The sequence below is a fragment of the Natronosalvus vescus genome, from assembly GCF_023973145.1.
In the GTDB taxonomy this organism is placed as follows: Archaea; Halobacteriota; Halobacteria; order Halobacteriales; family Natrialbaceae; genus Natronosalvus; species Natronosalvus vescus.
Genome location: NZ_CP099546.1, coordinates 508,682 through 528,111 on the forward strand (window position 1 = coordinate 508,682; position 19,430 = coordinate 528,111).

14 protein-coding genes are annotated in these 19,430 nt (G+C 61.0%); 6 read left to right on the top strand and 8 right to left on the bottom strand.

The window, feature by feature from the left end; translation table 11 throughout:
* Positions 1-49: 49 nt before the first annotated feature.
* A complete protein-coding gene (locus NGM68_RS02360) occupies positions 50-1,753 on the bottom strand; it encodes an asparagine synthetase B family protein (protein ID WP_252700051.1) in 1,704 nt (567 codons plus the stop codon).
* Between the two features lie 274 nt (positions 1,754-2,027).
* Between NGM68_RS02360 and NGM68_RS02365 the strand changes: the two genes are divergently transcribed.
* Positions 2,028-3,380 carry a polysaccharide deacetylase family protein gene (locus NGM68_RS02365; RefSeq protein ID WP_252701365.1) on the top strand — a complete coding sequence of 451 codons (1,353 nt, stop codon included), beginning with the start codon at positions 2,028-2,030 and terminating at the stop codon, positions 3,378-3,380.
* Between the two features lie 126 nt (positions 3,381-3,506).
* Positions 3,507-3,950: an SHOCT domain-containing protein gene (locus tag NGM68_RS02370; protein WP_252700052.1), complete on the top strand. Its 444-nt coding sequence runs from the start codon at positions 3,507-3,509 to the stop codon at positions 3,948-3,950.
* A 161-nt stretch (positions 3,951-4,111) separates the two neighbouring features.
* Here NGM68_RS02370 and NGM68_RS02375 read toward each other — a convergent pair whose 3' ends face one another.
* From NGM68_RS02375 to NGM68_RS02385, 3 genes are all read right to left on the bottom strand, one after another.
* The gene (locus tag NGM68_RS02375; protein ID WP_484549499.1) at positions 4,112-5,149 is read right to left on the bottom strand and encodes a PKD domain-containing protein; all 1,038 of its coding nucleotides are present in this window, start codon (positions 5,147-5,149) and stop codon (positions 4,112-4,114) included.
* Between the two features lie 411 nt (positions 5,150-5,560).
* Entirely contained in the window at positions 5,561-6,553 is a 993-nt protein-coding gene (locus NGM68_RS02380; RefSeq protein WP_252700054.1) for a glycosyltransferase family 2 protein, read from the bottom strand.
* Positions 6,554-6,611: 58 nt separating this feature from the next.
* Positions 6,612-8,057: a right-handed parallel beta-helix repeat-containing protein gene (locus NGM68_RS02385; RefSeq protein ID WP_252700055.1), complete on the bottom strand. Its 1,446-nt coding sequence runs from the start codon at positions 8,055-8,057 to the stop codon at positions 6,612-6,614.
* 288 nt (positions 8,058-8,345) lie between these two features.
* On the opposite strand from NGM68_RS02385, the gene NGM68_RS02390 reads away from it, so the two are divergent.
* The 4 genes from NGM68_RS02390 to NGM68_RS02405 all read left to right on the top strand — a co-directional run bounded on the left by NGM68_RS02390 (position 8,346) and on the right by NGM68_RS02405 (position 11,963).
* Entirely contained in the window at positions 8,346-9,650 is a 1,305-nt protein-coding gene (locus NGM68_RS02390) for a polysaccharide deacetylase family protein (protein ID WP_252700056.1), read from the top strand.
* 58 nt (positions 9,651-9,708) lie between these two features.
* The gene (locus NGM68_RS02395; RefSeq protein ID WP_252700057.1) at positions 9,709-10,800 is read left to right on the top strand and encodes a glycosyltransferase family 2 protein; all 1,092 of its coding nucleotides are present in this window, start codon (positions 9,709-9,711) and stop codon (positions 10,798-10,800) included.
* Positions 10,801-11,145: 345 nt separating this feature from the next.
* Positions 11,146-11,571, top strand: a complete 426-nt coding sequence (locus NGM68_RS02400) for an SHOCT domain-containing protein (protein ID WP_252700058.1) — start codon at positions 11,146-11,148, stop codon at positions 11,569-11,571.
* A 59-nt stretch (positions 11,572-11,630) separates the two neighbouring features.
* Entirely contained in the window at positions 11,631-11,963 is a 333-nt protein-coding gene (locus NGM68_RS02405) for a hypothetical protein (protein ID WP_252700059.1), read from the top strand.
* Between the two features lie 486 nt (positions 11,964-12,449).
* Here NGM68_RS02405 and NGM68_RS02410 read toward each other — a convergent pair whose 3' ends face one another.
* The 4 genes from NGM68_RS02410 to NGM68_RS02425 all read right to left on the bottom strand — a co-directional run bounded on the left by NGM68_RS02410 (position 12,450) and on the right by NGM68_RS02425 (position 19,304).
* A complete protein-coding gene (locus NGM68_RS02410; RefSeq protein WP_252700060.1) occupies positions 12,450-14,087 on the bottom strand; it encodes a flippase in 1,638 nt (545 codons plus the stop codon).
* 161 nt (positions 14,088-14,248) lie between these two features.
* Positions 14,249-15,772 carry a right-handed parallel beta-helix repeat-containing protein gene (locus tag NGM68_RS02415; RefSeq protein ID WP_425493608.1) on the bottom strand — a complete coding sequence of 508 codons (1,524 nt, stop codon included), beginning with the start codon at positions 15,770-15,772 and terminating at the stop codon, positions 14,249-14,251.
* A gap of 970 nt (positions 15,773-16,742) precedes the next feature.
* A complete protein-coding gene (locus tag NGM68_RS02420) occupies positions 16,743-17,411 on the bottom strand; it encodes a helix-turn-helix domain-containing protein (protein WP_252700062.1) in 669 nt (222 codons plus the stop codon).
* A gap of 216 nt (positions 17,412-17,627) precedes the next feature.
* A complete protein-coding gene (locus tag NGM68_RS02425; protein ID WP_252700063.1) occupies positions 17,628-19,304 on the bottom strand; it encodes an alkaline phosphatase family protein in 1,677 nt (558 codons plus the stop codon).
* Positions 19,305-19,430: the final 126 nt, after the last annotated feature.

Consider the following 19,430-nt stretch of genomic DNA (forward strand, 5'->3'; position numbering starts at 1 on the left):
CGGGATCGAACTGGTGTGTGATGACCACCCGCGCGCAGTAGCGATCAGTTCAGCGGGTAGCGGATACGGCCGTCCGTTCGGCAGGCTGGAGCCACGGGAGTGACGCCGCAGGATCCGTCGACCAGTGCTCGAGCCACGTTCCAATGTCGTTGATCCGCAGTTTGTGTCTGGCAGGGAGGGTGTGAACGTGCTCAAGGTCGGGAAGCAAGCGTTGGTCGAGATTGTACTGCTCGAACAGGTGTCTCCGATCCGGCCACGGTGGCTCGAACGAGGTGATAAATGGCGTCTTGCGGCGGACGAATCCTTCGACTTCGTTGAGGAGTGTCGTCCGATGTGGGCGATCCGGCGGATGGTGACGGAGTAACTCCGGATCGATTCGCTCGCACGCTCGAAGGAACGTCTCCGTCGTTCGGTGGGCCGGTGGCGTCTGGAGGTGCCACTCGAGCAACTCGATGTCCGTGGCCAGAAACGAAGCGAAGAAGTTGTCGGCGAGGTGGTTGTGGAAGGGAACCGACGGCTGGTTGGCGATTCCACAACACGTCAGATTGTTCTGTGTCGTCGCTGCTCGGTGGCTGACGCTCTCGACCTCGTTTCCGACGGCCTCCCTGACGAACGCCTCGGGGTCGACATCAATTGCGAGTCGGTCGGTCAACTCACGGCTCGCGTCGCGATCGTAGCCGTACTTCTGGAGCAACACGTCGACTGGGTTGGGATCCGGATCGAGTCGTTCGAACGGAACACGCTTGCCGAGAACGTCGACCCCGTCCTGGGCGGTGAAATGGCCCCGGTAAAACGTGTCAGAGAGCAGGCCGTGATAGATGGTGTCGACGGCCATCTCGTCCGTGTATCCTGCGTGGTGGATGTGGAGTGACTCTTTCATTCCCTGTGAGTACTGTACCTTCGACCGGTCGGCGTACAGATACCGGTCGTCGGGCTGGAACGCGACGTGGTCGACACCGTACTGTGTTGAGACCCGTTTTGCACCGGCAACCTCCTGGGCGTCTAGTGAGCCGACCGTATAGCTGACCTCGAGATCCGGAATCGCTGAGAGGAAGATTCGCGAGTCGTATCCTGCAGAGAGGAGCAATCCCTTTCTGCCGGGAAGAATCGATCGCCGATCAAGCGCACGCTCGAGGCGGGAAGCGAGTTCCTCGACGTAGTTGAACTCCCGGGGGCTGTAGACGAACCGATCGAACGAATCGACGTCGGTCGCCGTCAAGCGACTGTCGAGTGGCAGTCGATGCATGCCCTCAACAGCGGTCTTCGTCCCAAGAATTAATCCGAGGTGGAGGAACTCGAGCACCCCCTCTCGACGTGGTGTCGGCTCCCCGAGCGTGGCTGCGACGGTCGCTGCGTCGGTGCCGAACAGCCGAACGCCCGGTTCGTTCGTGTAGAAACACTCCCGTGACCGAACCGGGTCAGTCGCGACGAACGCGTCGCCGTCGGCCGGGTCGACGACGGCGAGGTAGGAGCCGTTGAAGCTCTCGAACGCGTCCGGCCCGTCGGTCTCAACGCGTTCGAGCAGCCATCGAGCGGTGTTCGTACCGCCGCTCGGGGCGTAGGCTTCACCCCAGACGACACACGTGCCAGCGTCGCTCTCGTATCGAGCGGACCAGCCGGGGGTTCCCAGGCCTGGATCTCTGATGCCGACTGTGATACTCGAACCGGTGAGCACCGCGTCGAACTCGCTTACCGATCTGAATCGTTCGAAGGTCTCTCTCCCGCCGAACACGCCGAAAAGTTCCTTGTTCATACTCAGGTCACTGTGTGTGGTGTGCGATTGGCGGACACGTACTGGTAGTTGCCCGCACGCACGGTCACGTTGATGGTATCTGTGCCGGTTTCCCCATTTACTATAACGTCGTTAAACGTCGTCTCCAGCCGTCTCTGATGCCTTGCCTGTCGACACCTTCGGAAACACCGGTTAGAATACTCAGTGATGGCGATAACGGTCGGTACGGCGGTCACAGGTCAGGGTCTATCGGATCTATAATAATAGGGGCTCTGTCGGTATGGCTACGTGTCCAATGAAACGAGATCGATCGACCCGCAGACGGTTCCTGACTGCATCGAGCGCTGCCGCACTGACTGTCGGTCTCGCTGGGTGTACCAGCGATTCCGAACCCACGGACGACGATGGCAACGGATCCACGACCGACGACACCAACGGCAGTACCGACGACGTCGGGGACGACGATAATGGCGAGCAGGACGGCGAAGAGGACGGTGTCCCACCGCTCGAGACCCAGTATCACCCCCGAGAAGAGTATCGCCAACCCGGCGAGTCGCTCGACAATTTCGAAGATATTGACGCGTGGGAGATCGTCCGCGGGGAAGGTGAGGCCGACGAGGACATCGTTTTCGACGGCTCACAGAGTCTCAGGCTGACCGCCGAGGACAGCCAAAACATCGTCGTCCAGCGCGACCTCTCTGGCGAGGATCTGACCGACGTGGATCTGTCGTTCGCGGTTCGAACGACGACCCCACAGAACATCACGATCAACGTCCGCCTGGTGGATCTGTACGGTAGTCAGGTCACGTACTCTCTGCGTGAGATCACGTATCGTGACCCCGACGTCGGCTGGTTCCGCTCGAGCCCTGGCGTGTTCGAGGCGGACGAAATCGAGCCGATGATGGACGATCTCGACCGTATCGAGATCCAGGTACTTCACAGCATGGAGGAAGCCGAGGTGTGGATCGACGACCTGCGCACGCACGAGAAACCCGACCAGGGGTACGTCATGTTGGTCTGGGACGACGGGTTCAGTGACTACTACGACGTCGCTTCCCCGATCCACGACGAGTACGAAGTACGGACGGTTCAGGCTCCAGTTCCGCAGTGGTCTGAGGAACGTCGTGACGGTATCATGTCCGTCTCGGAGCTGCAGGAACGCCAGGAAGCCGGTGACGAAATCGTCGTCCACGGAACGCACAATGAACTCCACGAGGTCGAGAGCGAAGACGAGATTGTGGCCCGTCTCGGCGGCGACAAGCGCTGGTTCATCGAAAACGGCTTCGAAGGCGCGAATTACATCGTCTACCCGTACAACAGCTTCGACAAGACGAGCCTCGAGCACATCGGCGAGTACCACTACTGTGGCGGGTTCAACCAGGCCGGGAACGTCAACACGACCGGCGTCTACGGCTTCGATCCCCTGGTGTTGCCACGAACGATCGGTCACGACCTGGACATCTCGAAGCGGTGTGTCGACCTCGCCGCCGAGCACAACCAGTGTACGATCCTGAACTTCCACACGTTCGACGCGGACAATACGATGCCCGAGGACGACTACGAGGAGTTGATCCAGCACATCGTCGACTCAGACATCGAGGTCATCACGTTCGACGACCTCTGGACGATGCGGACGGAGAACCATTGATAGGCCGAAGTGAATAGGCCACCATCACCGCCGACGTACCACACTGGTCTCGCCCTGTCGCCTCGAGACCGACCGGCTGACTCGAGTCACCGAATCTTTTTGCTCGTGGTATGTGAACTCCGTGGCATGTCGCTACGGACGCGTCTGGCGGTACTCACGCCGCTGATTGCCGTTATCACGCTCCCGGTCGCGATGCTCGCGGCCATATTCGCCGGGCCGACCAACGCACTCGCGGTCGTGATCGTCGGCTGGCTCCTGTTGACGCCCGCGTCGGCGATTCTGTTCGGTCATCCTGGCGATGCGTTCGGCACCGCCGATCTCGACGAGGAGATCGAGTCGGTAGTTCGGGAACGAGTGCGAGAGCGCCTCGACGGGCAGACGACGGTGGACGAAGGGACGGAAACCGACCCACTGGCGACCCTCCGGGAGCGCTACGCGAGTGGGGAGATCGACGACGTCGAACTCGAGCGTCGACTCCACATCTTGCTCGAACTCGACGACGCCGATGCCGACGACGTGGCCTCCATCGAGCGAGTGAAGACGACGCTCGAGCCTGATCTCGAAACGTGAGCCACCGCGATGCTCGAGAGGCGGGCGTCGACTGTGACCGTACTCGAGGGTGGGATAGTGAAAGTGACGTGACTCGAGGGACAGACGCTGAAACGGTGCGACGTGAGAAACAGACACCGAAACGCAGTGCCGTCCGTCACGACGACGAATCGCCTGTAGCGCTACGTCGTGCTGAGGGTGATCTCTGCCGTATCGGAACGACCCTCGTCGTCTTCGACCCGAAGAACGATCGGATACTCCGATTCCGCAGAGACCGTGACGTCGACTTGACCGCCCGTTTCGTCCGGATCGTCGTCGTCGGTGATGTACCACTCGTAGCTCACGATGTCGCCGTCCGGGGCATCGGAACAGGTTCCATCGAGTTCGACAGTATCACCCGACTCGAGCGTTCGCTCGGCGGCGTCATCGGGGATCGTTCGAATCTCGGCGGTCGGTGATTCTCCAGGATCATCGTCCGGTTCTTCGGGGTCGGTATCCGGTTCGGTATCCGGTTCTTCGGGTGGCTCATCGACGTCAGGGTCTCCATTATCGCTGCCATCGGGGAACAGTCCGTCGGCGACCAGGCGTTCGACGAGCGCTAGCTGCCAGTGGACGCGCGTCTCGAGGTCGATATCAACCGATAACGTCTCGACGAGGAAGGCGTCGGCACCCAGGTCGCGGGACGCCTTGTGGACGAGCAACCCGGTCGGCTCGGTGTTGGGGCCCGTAAAGCCGCCCGTCATGAAGGCGAGTTTGTCGTCTTCGACGTACTGCTCGTTCACGTACGTGATAGCGTCGTCCGCGGCCGTCGTCACGCCCTGCCCACCGGAGTGGAAGATGGCCTGGCCGACGCCGTCGACCGGGTCGCCGGCGTAGATCCCGATCGATTCGTGGAGGTCGATGACGACGTCCGGGTCGTACTCGAGCAGCACGTCCCAGATAGCCCGGGCGAGTTCCGTTCCCGGCTCGCCGCCTTCGGGGAACTGCCGGTTGAGGTCGCGGCCGTCGGCGTCAGTTCGCGTGCCGTGTTCGATGGCGACGGCGTTCGCCTCGGGGATGGTGATGAGCGTCCCTGCTCCGATTTCCCAGTTCGCGATTTCGCCTGCGGCGACGTAGCCTGCGGTCTCGTTTCCGTGGATACCGCCAATCACGACGACTGTAGGCCCCTCCTGTGGCCCATCGGTGACGTGGACTGTGGTCTCACGGTCAGTCCCCGGCATAATTTCGAAAGACTCCCGAGAGAAGTCGTCGGTATCGCGTGCATGTACAGCGCCGACGCCAAGACTCGCGATCGTACAACTACCAGCTATGGTCAGGAGTGACCGTCGCGAAAGCAAATCACGTGGCATTCCACCCCTCTCTCTCGCCACGGACGTATTTACTATCGCGACTGTAACCGGTAAAATGGGGTGTGAACGCTCGAGCGGCCATAATTGGATCGATCGGTGTTTATTTCACAACATCCTGTTCGAATTTCAAACGGTTGGGTCACCGTGAATCGATGTTCGTGTCTCGAGCGATCCGCTCCGTCGGCGAATTTGTCGATCCGACCCGAAGGGCCGTGTCGGGATCGTTTTCACCGATTGAAACCGTTCATCGACGTCCAACGGTACATACCACCCGGAAAGCGGCTATTCTGCGGTCGACGTTGCACCGACGAGCGCCTGTCGACCCAAGACGGCTGCTACGAGGACGAGGAAAACCGAGGCCACGACCGGGAGCGGACGCCGCCGAACACCCGTTCCGGCGACCCAGAGGAGACCGGGGTAATGACGCGCGGAGACGGCCGCCCGTCGCAGATGCCACGCACCTCGTAGCAGTCGCCCTTCCGCGAGATACCGTTTCGCGATCACGAGCTCGTGGCTCGCGTACACGTCGTATCCCAGGGTCTCGAAGTACTCGACGGCGTCTTCGTGTTTCTCGAGGTACTGACGGTCGGCCCTGTGGACGACGTTTGCAGGCGGGTGGCCGGTTTCTTCGCGAATCACGAGCGGTTCGTCGACGTAGGCGAGCTTTCCTTCGTACAGTACTCGAACGCAGAACTCGGGATCCTGGAACCGGTCGAGCGACTCGTCGAAGCCGTCGATCTCTCTGGCGACGTCCGTCCGAACGAGCAGTGTCGAGCCGGCACCGGGCTGTACCGCGTCGGTGAGTATCTCTCCAATCAGTTCCTCGTCGCCCTCCATCGTCGGTTCCTCGTCCGTTCGCGACAGCGCGTCGGCGATTAGCCCCCGTACGTGTCCGGTCGTTCCCGATAGCTCGTAGGCCGTATCGCAGTAGACGCCGACCCAGTCGGCCGAACGGCCCTCGAGGGCGTTCAGTTGTTTCTCCAGTTTCTTGCGGTGCCAGTAGTCGTCGGAGTCGAGAAAGGCGACGTACTCCCCACGAGCGTGGTCGATGCCCGTGTTCCGGGCGACGTTGGCCCCCTGGTTCGTCGCGTGAACGACGGGGCGAACGCGAGGATCGTCGTAGCTCGCTAACAGCGACGCGGTGTCGTCGGTCGAGCCGTCGTCGACGACGACAACCTCGAGATCCTCGATCGTCTGTTCTAGGGCACTGTCGATGGCGTGTGAGAGCGTGGCCGCTCTGTTGTACGTCGGGATGATCACGCTGACACGTGGCATTTTCCGGTAGTTTAGGGACAGCGGGGATTATTATGCTGGCGCTAAGCTGCAGGATGGCTCATCGGTCGTCACGAACGCCGCTGGGGAAGTCGTTGTTGCTGAGTGCGACGCTCCCCGAGTTGCTGAGTATGCGTAGCGAGACGCGATCAGCATACGATTCGCTGTAGCAGTCTTCGATTACCACGTCGTCCGAGCCGTTGACGACGATCGGGATGTGGTTCGTCCGGAAGTCGCTGTTGGCGACGCGGTAGTTATCGCCCCGGAGCTCGAGGCCGCCTCGATCTTCGCCGGGTTGATCGATAGAGAGCCCATCGAATTGACAGTCGTTCCGTTCGCAGTAGACCGTGTGCCGAATGGGTGATCCACTCGCGTCTCCCGTGATGGCGACGTCTCGAAGGCTGACCTCGCCAGCGTCCTCACCGAGGATACGGAAGGCGTACCCGCTGCCGTCGATGTCGAGATCCACGTTTTCGATCGCCGTCGGGCCCGCTTCCGGATCGATCCGGATTCCCGAGTTACGGCGATTACCGATCGAGATCCGCGCGTTCGAGATCGATGCCTGGTCGACGCCGTTCATCACCCTGATCGCGTCGCCGTTGGGCTCGGGCATCCTGATATCGACGCCGTCGATCTCAAAGCTGGTGCCGTAATCGAGCCGGATCGGATGCTGACGAGTCGCCCGCTCGGGATTCTCGTCGACGACCACGATCGCGTCCCTGATCGTCCCTCGCGGCCCGGACAGGCGGATCGAGGCGGTATCGCTGTTCTCGAACCAGCCACCTCGAACGTCGACCTCGCCGTACTCGGTCGATTTGTAGAGGCCGGTGTCGGGGAACCCGCCGAGCGTACAGTCCCTGAAGACGAGCGTTCCGCGATGGTTGTTGACGAGAATTCCCGTCGGGCCTTTCCACATATTTCCACTGTTTGGGGTATCCTCGACGTGACGGCCACCGTCGAACGCCCGGAAACACTCGACGCGTCCGTGGCCACCGGGCTCGTGTATGTTGAACAGGCCAGGCCCCCAGGTGCCGCTGTCGTGAACGCCGTAAATCGAGACGTCTTTCACGAGGAGCCCGTCTTCGACCTCGGCGTTGATTACGCGGATTCCCGTATGCTCGGCAGTCTGATCGACGGCGAACCCCTCGAACCGGAGATCGCGACCGGGTCTCGAGGCGGTTCCCAGCCTGAACAGTCGATACTGGGGGCCGTCGAACTCGTGGTAGTTCGCCGGCACCAGCGTCGCGTTCTCGCCGACGAACCCGACGTTCTCGAAGTTGGTGAACCGGAGCTGTTCGTCCATGTAGTAGCGCCCTTCCGGGAATTTCAGGAGCGTGTCGTCACCAACCACGTCTCGCAGAACTGGAGTAATGGATTCCTCCCCCGTATTGTCCGCCCCCGCGTCGGTGACGTCCACAACGGTTCCGTACTGCTCGTCGTCGTTCGATGCGGCCGCCGCCCCCGAGACAGAAAGCGCAGCGCCAATGCCAACGATACAGCCCTTCACATACGATCGCCGACCGAGTCGACCCGTTCGTGATTCGTTCGAACTCACGGAACTCCCTGTGAAGTGGGATCACTTGGCTATATTCTCGGTAATACCGGCGCAAACATTGCAGGAATCAAACGATCAATCCACGACCACTTGAACTGTGGCTCTCACAGCGAGGTCGGTGGGAGGCTTATTTGGTCAGTAAATGCGACCAGGCGGTCGAATGAGGGTGTCTACCGGCAGATTTCAGTAATGGTGCTATGATCTGTATAAGAAAGGTCGGATAGTACGAAGTGAGGGTCGATGACGTACAGAAACCGACGATCGTTCGTTACCGCCGTTGCAGCGACCGGAACGTTGGGGCTCGCAGGATGCCTCTCGGACGCGAGCGAGTGGTACGGCGACGACGACAACGACGACGACTCGACCCCCTCCGAAGGAGACGACGACTCGTCACCGTCTGACCCGTCTGATCCATCAGACGACGGTGATGACTCGTCGGAACTCGGGCACTTGCCGGGGGACTCCATCGACGACTTCGAGTCACTCGACGAGTGGGTGACGATGCTCGACGCGGGCGCGCTCGAGGCCGCCAGCGACGACCCCTACGCCGGCAGCCAGTCCGCCCACCTCACCGCAGATGAGGGGACGAGCTACGCCGGAATCTACCGGACGTTCCCCGGTGGAACCGACCTGAGCGACTCCAACTTCTCGGTCGCCGTCAAATTCGCCGAGCAAGAACAGCTCCAGCTCACCCTCGAGGTGTACGCACCGAACTCCCGGAACACGCTCACGATGCGTCGGACGCTCACCGGGCCTGCTGACAGCTGGGTTCGCGTCGACTTCGGTGTCACGAGCATCGATACGCAGCCGGATCTCTCCGACGTCCGCGAGGTCAGGCTGATCGCCCGCCGACGCGGGAGCGACGAGGGGCCGATCGATTGCCAGCTCGACGACCTGCGTGCAGTCGAACGTCCCGAGCGGGGCAGGGTGATGTTCCTGTTCGATGGCACCCTCGAGTCCCACTACACGCACGCGTTCGAGCACATGAACGAGTTCGGATTCGGCGGCGTCGAGGCCGTCATTCCGGAGGCCGTCGGCGAGGACGGCCGGCTCACGATCGACCGGCTCGACGATATGAGCGAGGCTGGCTGGGATATGGCTGCCCGCCCGCGAACGGGTGCGCGAAACATCCACGAGTTCACCCCCGAAGAACAGGAAGGGATGATCCGGCGCACGCGCGCCTACCTCGAGAACCGCGGGTTCGAAGACGGCGCTGACCACTTCGTCACGCCTCGAAACCTGCTCGGCCCAGAGACGATGGAGCTCGTCCGGGAGTACCACGAGCAGGCGTTCCGCTACGGCGGCGGCCCGAACGGGCTCCCGCTGACCGACCCGCACAACCTCGGCGTCTTCTCCGGGGCAGCGGACGAAGAGACCAAACAGTACGTCGACTACGCGGCCGACTACGGCCAGCTCGCCGTGCTCCACTTCGAGGAGATCGGTGAGGACGGCCTGAGCGAAGACGCGTTCGTCGACCTCCTCGAGTACGTCGAGGAGAGTGACGTGGACGTCGTCACCGCGACCGAACTGCTGGAGGGCGAATAATCCACCACGCCTGCGCAGACATCCACATGGACATGGTTCACCACACCGGAGGCGACTGATGTATCAAGATCACACGATTGGCGTCGTCATCCCCGCGTACAACGAGGAGGGGTTCGTCGGTGACGTCATCCGCGAGATGCCCGACTACGTCGACCGGCTGTACGTGATCGACGACTGCTCGACCGACGGCACCTGGTCTGAGATCCTCGAGGCTGCAGCGGCCGATGACGGCGCCGACGCCGACGCCGACGCCGATGCATCCCTCGAGGACACCGAACAGTCGCTCGACCGTCCGGCCGACGAGGAACCCCGTCCCGTCACCGACGGCGGGGCCACGGCGCTCGCGACACGCGCCGAGGTCCACGACCCGGTCGGTCGGGTGTACCCGATCCAGCACCGGGAAAACCTGGGTGCTGGCGGCGCGATCAAGACCGGCTACCTCGCCGCCTACGTCGACGGGGCTGACGTGACCGCGACCGTCGACGCCGACGGCCAGATGGATCTCTCCCAGTTGCCACGACTGCTCGACCCCATCGTCGAGGGGAAGGCAGACTACGCGAAAGGCAACCGACTCATCAACGGGGAGTACCGGGCTGCAATGCCACGATTCCGGCTCTTCGGGAACGCGATACTAACGTTCCTGACGAAGATTGCCTCGGGCTACTGGAAGACGATGGATCCACAGAACGGCTACACGGCCATCTCCCACGAGGCGCTCGAGGCGGTCGATCTCGAGAACCTGTACGAGTACTACGGCTACTGCAACGACCTGCTGGTCAAGCTCAACGCCAGCGGGATGCGCGTCGCCGACGTGGCGATGCCGGCCGTCTACGGCGACGAGGAGTCGAGTATCAGCTACGGGGAGTACATTCCGAAGGTGTCGACGATGCTCCTTCGGGACTTCCTCTGGCGGCTCCGAACGAAGTACCTCGTCCGGGACTTTCACCCGCTCGCCCTGTTTTACCTGTCCGGGGCGGCGGTCGCCGGCATCGGGCTCGTCGGGCTCCTGTGGACGATGCTCACGACGCTGTCGCTCGGCTTCGTGCTGTCCTCGACGAGCTTGCTGGTGTTCGTCGCCGGCTGGGCGCTCATCCTGTTCGCCATGGTGTTCGACATGGCCGAGAGCGAGCACCTCGAGATGCAGGTGTAAATTGGTTTTTCGCGGTATCTGGTTCAGCGATTTAAGAGTGACATCTGGTTCAGCGACTCGAGAGCGTCACCTGTTTTTAGCGACTCGAGAGCGGCGCGACCGCCCCGTTTTGAATGCCGTACGCTGGTCGGCTGGGCTGCGATAGTAACCACTGGCACGTCAATCTACATCCGATCGCCAGCCGTCTCGGTGATCGGTGTACCGACTGGTTGAGTGGTGGCGTCATTCCCACGAGTATCATAAGCCCCTGACTCGAGTATCAGGTCTGGACGAGCAGCGTCTGTTTCCGGGTAGGGTGTCGGCTGCTGGGCAAACCCTTTGTGCCTTCCACGGAATGTAAACCACATGAAACAACCGGAGTGGTTCCGGTCGCTTCCGACCTGGGCCAGGGTCATCGGTGGACTGCTCGGTCTCCTGGTCGTCATGACTGGGCTCTCGATGGTACTTGGTGTCGTCTTCGCCGGAATCGCTCTGGGGCTCGAGTTCGGTAGCGTAACGTTGGGGCTCCTCGCTGCCGTCGTCGGGTTGGTACTCGTCCTCGTTCCAACCGCCGCACTGGTGATGATCCGCACCGGTGACGACCGTGGTGTCGACGCTGGAGACGAGGTCGAAACGCTCAAAGAGCGATATCTCGCCGGTGAGATCGACGAGGCGACGTTCGAGCGACGCGTCACCGAACTGCTCACCGCCGCAGATGCATCCCAGGAGTCGGCCGCGACCGATTTCGATGGGCGGGACGTCGAACGGATGCCGAAGCGCGAACGACAGTGAGTCGACGCACTATTCGTGTCACACAACCTACTTATAATCGCTGCCAGTTGTGGTAACTGATGGCTGGCGACACGGATACGGAGGTGGAACAGTACGTCGGATATCCGCGCCAAACGGTAGTTCTCGAAGCGGTTCGAATCGCCTATGCGATTGGGATCAGTGGTGCGGTAACCGTGGTGATCGCACTCGGCTGGTACTGGTTCGATCCAGGCGTTTCTCCGGGAGCAGAGCGGATAGGCGTATTGCTCTTGATCTTCTTTCCGACAGCGTTCGCTCTCGGACTGTACACGTACGATCGGCGCCACAGACGAGATCTCGTCATTGCCGACGCAGTAGTGCGTGTCGTCAGACCATTTGCCGCACTGATCCGACTTCTCCGGGGCGCCTCGTAATGCGAGACACACTCGAGCTCGAGCAATATAGTAGCCATTGCAAGTCAATGCACATTTGATCGCCAGACATGTCGGCGATCAGTGTGTAAATCGTTGCAGTTGTTACTATAGCACGGCGTAGGCTCCCCTATCGGATCTCTCATCCGGTTGCGAGACGTGGTGCGCTCGCCGGTGACGGCTTTCGATCACCGGAATCAACGGCTTCGTCGGTACGTGACTGCCATACGTTGATGCTTCTTGGTCGGAGAGAGCCGTCGTCTCGCCTCGGGCAAGTCCATCCGACTGGTTACACTTTGAATTTTATACTAATACACTACAACATGTGTGCTATTGTGTATCACCGTTTCAGCCAATTCTCGGGGGACGGCACCGACGTTCTGACAGGAACCGTTCTTGCGGTGAGACCGCGCGGGTTGATCGGTGTGAGATGACGGGTCGAAATCGGCGACGCAGAGGCAACCCGGGAGGGGCGACGACGTGTCCGACTCAGGGTAGAAGTCCGTTGAGCCACGGCCCGATGAAGCCGAGAACGAGTCCAGCGACGAACAACGAGAGCCCGACCGCGAACAACAGCCCCTGGAGCACGCTTGGCGGCGAGGAGACACCACGGGTGCCCTCGAGGCGGCATTCGATCGTTTTCGCTCGTGACCCAACTGGATCGGGGAATTCCGACAGGATCGTAAACGGTTCGGCGAGATCGAGGGCTCCCATGAGGATCGCGAACGCGAGGAAAATGCCGAGGCCGACGGGCGGAACCACGATGAGGGCGACCCACGGGTTGGTGATGGCCGCCGCGAGCGCGAAGATGGGGAGTCCGGCGAGGCCGGTGGCTGCGATGGCACGGCTGAGTCGGGCATCCGCCAGCGGGTCGAATCCGACCAGGCGGGCGCTCCAGACGTGGAAGACGAACATCGATCCGTAGCCGACACTCGTCGCGATAGCCGCGCCGTGCATCCCGTAGCGCGGGATCAGGAGGACGTTCAGGATGACGTTGATTCCCGCAGCGACGCCCGTCGCCGCAACCGGATATCGAAGCGTCCCGTTGCCCTGTGAGACCGCGAGCACCGGGCGTGCGAGGGCAAAGCCGAGTGCACCCGGGAGCAACAGCAACAGCGGGGCGATCGCCGGAGTGGCGTCCGAGCCGAAGTAAATCGGCACGGCGACGTCGGCCAGTGCAGCCAGCCCGACGGCCATCACGGCGGTCAGCAGGAACGTATAGCGCGTGGTTCGTGACGCGAGCGAGCTGATCTTGTCGTGGCGGTTCTGTGACCAGAGTTCAGACGTCGAGTGGACGTACACCGTCTGTAACGCCAGCGGGACGAACCAGAGGAACTCCGCGAGCGTCAACGCGGCACGGTAGTTCCCCACGTCCGAACTCGGGCGGAACTGCTGGAGCATCACGATGTCGATGTGATACAGCGACATCAACAGGAAGACGAGAACGATGCTCATCGAATTGAATGTCAACATCTCCCGGCGGGGGAACCTCGCCGGCGGCTTCGACCTGATACAGGCCAGCGATTCCCGTCGGTGGATGAGTACGAGCCCGATTGCCCCGACGAGCAGGCTCCCGATCAGATGGCCAGCGAGTGCGCCGACGACGCCGAATCCGACGTACACGAGCGGGATCGCGACGACGACGAAGCCGACGGTGTCGAGCACCTTCAGCGGCTCGGAGTAGCGCTCGAGTCCGAACCCCATCAGGGTTTTCCGGGCGTAATCGCGAAACTGCGCGGTGATGACGAGGACAGCGAGCACGACAAAATACAGCTGATACTCCGGGCCGAACGCCAGCGAGACCAGTTCGAAGTAGACGGCGACGAGCAACAACAGCGCGCCGACGCCGGCGAAGAGGATCGCGAGTCGAAGGTAGAATCCAACGACGTAGCCACTCCAGTTGTCGGTCTTGCGATCCTCGGCGAGGTACTTTCGTACTCCGTCGGTGATCCCGGAGCTGACGAAGATCATGTAGATGGCGAACACCGAGAGGACGAACGCGTAGTCGCCAAACCCGGATGGACCGAGGAGCCGGTACAGGAGCGGCGTCGAAAGTGCGGTGACGAGAAGGACGATAACCTTCGCGCTCACGACCGAGAGGACGCCGCTAGCGATACTCCTGTTCACGGTGTCATCCCCCCGTACCAACACGACGACGTGACGACTCCTCGTCGAGAGACCCGCTGCACGCTCACAATATTTTGACAAGGGGTTCCGCCGGGCCTTATTATAGGGCTGTTAAAGGACTCGAGCGGCAAAAATCGAAGCAGGTTGCGGTTTTTGTTGGCCTACTCGAGGGTGTTCGCCCAGGTGTCCACGCCGCTCGCACCGAGGTCACGAATGCCGTTGACCAGTCGGTTCTTCCTGAACGAGGGGTTGCTCGAGGAGGAGTACAGACAGACGGCGTGACGGCCGCCGGTGGACTCGAGGTCGGAATCACGCACGAGGTTGTCAGCACCGATGTCGATGTAGGGGTACTGGCTGGCCCGGAGCGTACTCCGGTAGACGGTCGTGTCTGCTGCCGTGCTGACGATGGCGTTTCGACTCGCTCCATCGCGCCCGGGCTGGGCAATGTCGACGTTGCTGAACCGGCAGTTGTCCCGTTCGACCCGAACTCCGTCGCGGAAGCCACTGGCGTCGCCAGCGCGCCCGGAGACCGAGAGGTGTTCGGCGAGGACTCGATCGTTCGTATTTCCGCCACGGATCCACAGCGGATAGCCGCCCACAGTTTCGTGGACGATTTCTGAGTTCGTGATTGTGACTTCGCCACACTCCGGCGAGAGGACGATTCCGTGGTTGATGTCGTTGCCACGCATGTCGACTCGAACGCGCTCGATACGAGCGCTTTGACAGGAGTTCATCGTGGAGATCGCGTGGCTCGTCGGCATCGGCGACGACACTTCGACGGCAGCGCCGTATATCCGGATGTTATTGCCGTTTTCGACCCGGATTCCCCGTTGCGTCTTGTCCTCCGGGCGGGTGTTGTCGACCCTGATCGTTGGCCACCTGATCTCGCTGTTGTCACCGCCGACGCGGATGTTCGCGCCATTGCTGTTCCGGTAGAGTCCTCCGAGGACGCGTACCCGGCCACCGCCACCAACGGCGTAGAGACCGTTGTTCGGGAACGCCCCAACGACGCAATGTCTGAACGTGAGGGTGCCTTTGTTCTGGTTGGCCTCGATGCCGATTGGGCCGCGCCAGCGGTTACCGGCGTTCGGCGTGTTGTTGATCCAGGCAGCGCCGTCGGGTGCTCGGAACCGTTCGACGATCCCGCTCCCGCTCGGGTCGGTGATGTTGAACAGACCAGGGCCCCACGTTCCGCTGTCGTGTTGGCCGTGGATCGTAACGTCACGCACGGCCATGTCCTGGGAGATATTGGCCTCGATGACACGGATTCCCGTATCTGGGGCCGTCTGATCGACGTCGAAGCCCTCGAATCGGAGCCGTCGACCCGGCCTGTACGTGACGCCGAGACGGAACAGCCGGAACCGCGGGCCGTCGAAGTCGTAGTAGTTCGCCGGCACGAGCGTCGCGTTCTCGCCGACCATCCCGAAGTTATCGAATCCGGTGTACCGGAACTGTTTGTCCATGTAGTACCGGCCTTCGGGGAACACGAGCAGCGTGTCGTCCGCTCGCAGATTCTCCAGAACGGGAGTAATCGACTCCGATCCCGTGTTGTCCGCACCCGCTTCGACGACGTTGATGACGTTCGAGTAGTCGTCGTAGTGGTGTGAGTACTGTCCCGTCGAGGCACTCGCCGTCGAGGCACCCGTCGTCGAGAGCCCGAGCAGCGAGGCACCGGCGACCGCCATTCCCCCCATGAACGTTCGCCGTGATCGACGGCCGATCGAAGATTGTTCGGACGAGTTGTGCGTGCAGTTTGAATCGATCGAGTGAGTTTCAGTCAAATTCTCAGAATCTGAGTCTATCGAGCCGCTTCGTTTCACCATTGATATTCACTTTGGTTAGAGTAACCTATCGGGCCAATAAGTACGGGTTCGGATAGACAGCCTTTAAGTACTATATGTAGACTCCCCCACAGATCCATGTTATACTATCCCACGAATGAAACAGTTGAGCCGTGTGGAATTGGAACATATGGGTTCTGAAAACGCCGATATCGCCTGCTGTCTGTGATTGGTTATCTTGGCTATAATCGCCTACGGGACAGAACCAACCGACATTAATCGACAATTTTCACACGCTGCAGTGGCGGCAACGATACCACCATCGGAACGACTGAACCAATGTACACACTGGCCAGGCGCAGTCTTCGATCGGGTGTGCAGTGATTCAGAGGGTAACGATGTACCGTCGATCGCCCGCCAAGGGGTTGCCAATCGACGGTACGTGACTCCAACGATCATCTCGCTCCTGCAGGCGGCCGAATCGATCGTTAGTCAGCGGTCGCTCCTGACCGCTCACAACCGTGCCGTAGCGCTTGCCAGCAGCGAATTTTGTTCTGACCGCCAGTGTACAGCAGACGCAGTTACCGGCACGGTCAGGAGCCGGTTCGGATGGTATTCGGATACGACCGTCGTCGAACGAACCTGCCTCGCCAACGGGCACCTGGCTATAGTAGCCACTGCAAGCCATTGCACACCTGATCGCCAGACGTATCGGCGATCAGTGGGTGAACCGTTTCAGTTGTTACTGTAGCGCTCGAGTAGTCGCAAACGTCGGGCTCTACAGTACCGATAGTCGCCCGCTGACTGCCGGCATCAGGCCGCAGCTATCGAGTATCGGTTCGGTCTCACGTAATCGGCTGCGAGAAAATCGCGGTCAGCGGTGATTTCGTCGACCGGGTGTTCGATCGTTCTCGAGGGTGGCGGCGATCAACTCGGCGACGGCACGACGATGGCGCTGTGAGACAGCCGACGTGGAGATGCCGAGCTTTTCTGCCAGGTAATCCTGTGACACCGCTCGTGGAATCTCGTAGTAGCCGGCGTAGTACGCCATCGAGAGAATCTCGTGTTGTTGTTCGGTGAGAAAGTAGGTACCGTCGTCAGAGACCATCGAATCGTAGAGCTGGGTCATCCGGAACGATATCGAGTGGCTTCGACAGTAGTCCTGAAACGCGGTCAGCGCGTCGCGGTCGGGCATATGGGTTCGTACCATCCAGTCATCTTCGCCGCTCGTAATCCGGAAGACGAACACCCCATAGGCGGCGCACTTCTCTGGCAGTAAGTCGAGATCCGTCTCGACGGTGATTCGATAGATTGCCCGGTTTTCGAACGTGGCGACGTGTGTCGGGTTCGACACGGTGTGATCGTCCACCATCGTCTCTTCGATGGCATCGTATTCACCGCCGAACACGGACACGAAACACAGGTCGTTCTGGGCAGCCGTGGCACTGTACTCGTACCGAATCGTCACGTCAGGATGTGTCTCGATCGTCGGCATTAACACGAGATCGGGGTGATCGATCGAGAGGGTTGCAACGAATCCCATGGCCACTTGTGTACATCTTGTCCAGTTATGAACAAACGCTCATACTTATACGGCGAGTAACCACTGTTGCAATGGTTGCACGTATCACAAATCGATAGCTGGCGTCGCATTCTGGCAGTCATTGCACCCTGATCAGCATCCATTGCGTCCCACGCCGACTCAATACAAACCGATTATTCCTGCTCCGAATCAGCAGGATACGTTGGGGGTCGCTGTTCAGTTCATGTAGCCCAGGTCGGCGAGTCGCTGTGTGACCGCCTCGTCGGCGTCGTCTCGAGGCGTCGATGTCGCCCCTTCGTACTGTTCGTACGACTCGGCACCTATGGCGTCGACGACCGGAATTACGTCGCCGTCCATCCGATCGCTGTGAGGGAGTCCAAACGCCGCCATGATCGTCGGTGCAACGTCGAAGAGGTGTGCTCGATCGATTGGCGCAGCCTCGTCGACGCCCGCTCCCATCGCGGCGAACACGCCGTCGAGTTTGTGGTTCCACGGCTCTGCCGGAGCGAAGTACTCTCCGTGGAGTTGCTCCGACAGCGCGTGTTCGAAGTCGGTCGGGATCGTCACGATGTCGACGGTCTCGTCTTCGTGCTCGCCGTGGAAATACGCCTCACGTGGGGCGACTGTCTCGAACACGGGTTCCCCTTCGGGCGTCGTCACGCCCTCGAGCGTCTCGATGAGATCCTCACGAACCGACTCGTACTCCGTCGGCGGAACGACGCCGTTTGGCTCACGTCCCTCGAGGTTGATTCGAACGCCGAGTTCGGTTCGTGCACGGACGTACGCCGTCGACGCTTCGAAATCGACCTGTTCGTTCGCCGTTCGCGAGACGTTGGTCGGTGCGTACTTGATCGCGACGTCAGCGAGGCCGACCCGCTCGAGGGCGACTCTGGCGCGACGTGCGGTGAGTCCGAATCGAGCAGCGATGGCGGCGGCACGTTCGGTCATCGTCGGTTCCCAGCTATCGCAGTTTTTCCCCTCGCGAAGCTGATTGCGCATCGGCGTCCACGACGGCATCCCCTTCCCGCCCGTCGTCGTCTCGACGTATCCTTCGTCACGGAGGAAATCGTTGATACGGAACTCGTAGCCCTCGTACGGCCCCATTCCGTGATCGCTCACCAGGAAGACGGTGTCGGGATCGCAGTGGTCGAGAACCGCTCCAATCTGTTCGTCGGTCGCTTCGTACACCGTGTCCACGCGTTCTTCGTCACCCTCGAACTCGTGAAAGACCGTGTCGGGCTTTTGAAACTGAACGAAGCCGAAATCCGGGTCGTACTCGTCAGCGAGGTACCGGAACGCCTCCCCGCGCATCCGGATCAGCCGCTGGTACTCCGCGATTTTCTCGTCGTCAGACACCGAGTCGTCGTCGCGGGCGTAGTTTGGATAGACGCGATACTCACCAATGGCGTCGCGAACGTCCTCGAGCAGTCCCGATGGGTGACAGTTCGGATCTTCGGGACCGATGAACCCCGGGATCAAGGCACCCTCGAAACTGTCCGGTGGGTGAGTGATGGGTGCGTTGACCACGACGCTCGAGTACCCGTGCTGGTTGAGTAGCGTCCACACTGGATGTTCATCGACGTCGTCGCTACTCGTGACGTGCCAGTCGTAGCCGTCGTAGCCAACGAACCCGATGGCACCGTGTTTCCCCGGATTGACGCCCGTGTACATCGATGGCCAGGCGCTCGGCGTCCACGGCGGGATCTGTGACTCGAGCGGGGCACTCACGCCCGTGGTACACAGGTGTTCGATGTTCGGGATTCGATCGGCTTCGAAGAGGCGTTCGAACACTGGCAAACAGCCCGCGTCGATGCCGATGAGAAGCACGTCCATCCCGTCGGTTCCGTTCCGTTTGGTCGATACGTCTCCGTTTTGAGGGGGCTTCCGAGTCATCGTATCATCTGGTTGCACTCCTGTTCGTCCACTGACCGGTCGATTTCCCACTCACCGATCTGTTACGAACGAGTTCCTGTGCGAACCGGTTATTCACGAGAGGACGAAACAACCCTGCACACTTCA

Coding starts and splice junctions, on each gene's coding strand:
- NGM68_RS02360 (WP_252700051.1), bottom strand. CDS start 1,753: ATGAACAAGGAACTTTTCGGCGTGTTCGGCGGGAGAGAGACCTTCGAA.
- NGM68_RS02365 (WP_252701365.1), top strand. CDS start 2,028: ATGAAACGAGATCGATCGACCCGCAGACGGTTCCTGACTGCATCGAGC.
- NGM68_RS02370 (WP_252700052.1), top strand. CDS start 3,507: ATGTCGCTACGGACGCGTCTGGCGGTACTCACGCCGCTGATTGCCGTT.
- NGM68_RS02375 (WP_484549499.1), bottom strand. CDS start 5,149: ATGCCGGGGACTGACCGTGAGACCACAGTCCACGTCACCGATGGGCCA.
- NGM68_RS02380 (WP_252700054.1), bottom strand. CDS start 6,553: ATGCCACGTGTCAGCGTGATCATCCCGACGTACAACAGAGCGGCCACG.
- NGM68_RS02390 (WP_252700056.1), top strand. CDS start 8,346: ATGACGTACAGAAACCGACGATCGTTCGTTACCGCCGTTGCAGCGACC.
- NGM68_RS02395 (WP_252700057.1), top strand. CDS start 9,709: ATGTATCAAGATCACACGATTGGCGTCGTCATCCCCGCGTACAACGAG.
- NGM68_RS02400 (WP_252700058.1), top strand. CDS start 11,146: ATGAAACAACCGGAGTGGTTCCGGTCGCTTCCGACCTGGGCCAGGGTC.
- NGM68_RS02405 (WP_252700059.1), top strand. CDS start 11,631: ATGGCTGGCGACACGGATACGGAGGTGGAACAGTACGTCGGATATCCG.
- NGM68_RS02415 (WP_425493608.1), bottom strand. CDS start 15,772: ATGGCGGTCGCCGGTGCCTCGCTGCTCGGGCTCTCGACGACGGGTGCC.
- NGM68_RS02420 (WP_252700062.1), bottom strand. CDS start 17,411: ATGGGATTCGTTGCAACCCTCTCGATCGATCACCCCGATCTCGTGTTA.
- NGM68_RS02425 (WP_252700063.1), bottom strand. CDS start 19,304: ATGACTCGGAAGCCCCCTCAAAACGGAGACGTATCGACCAAACGGAAC.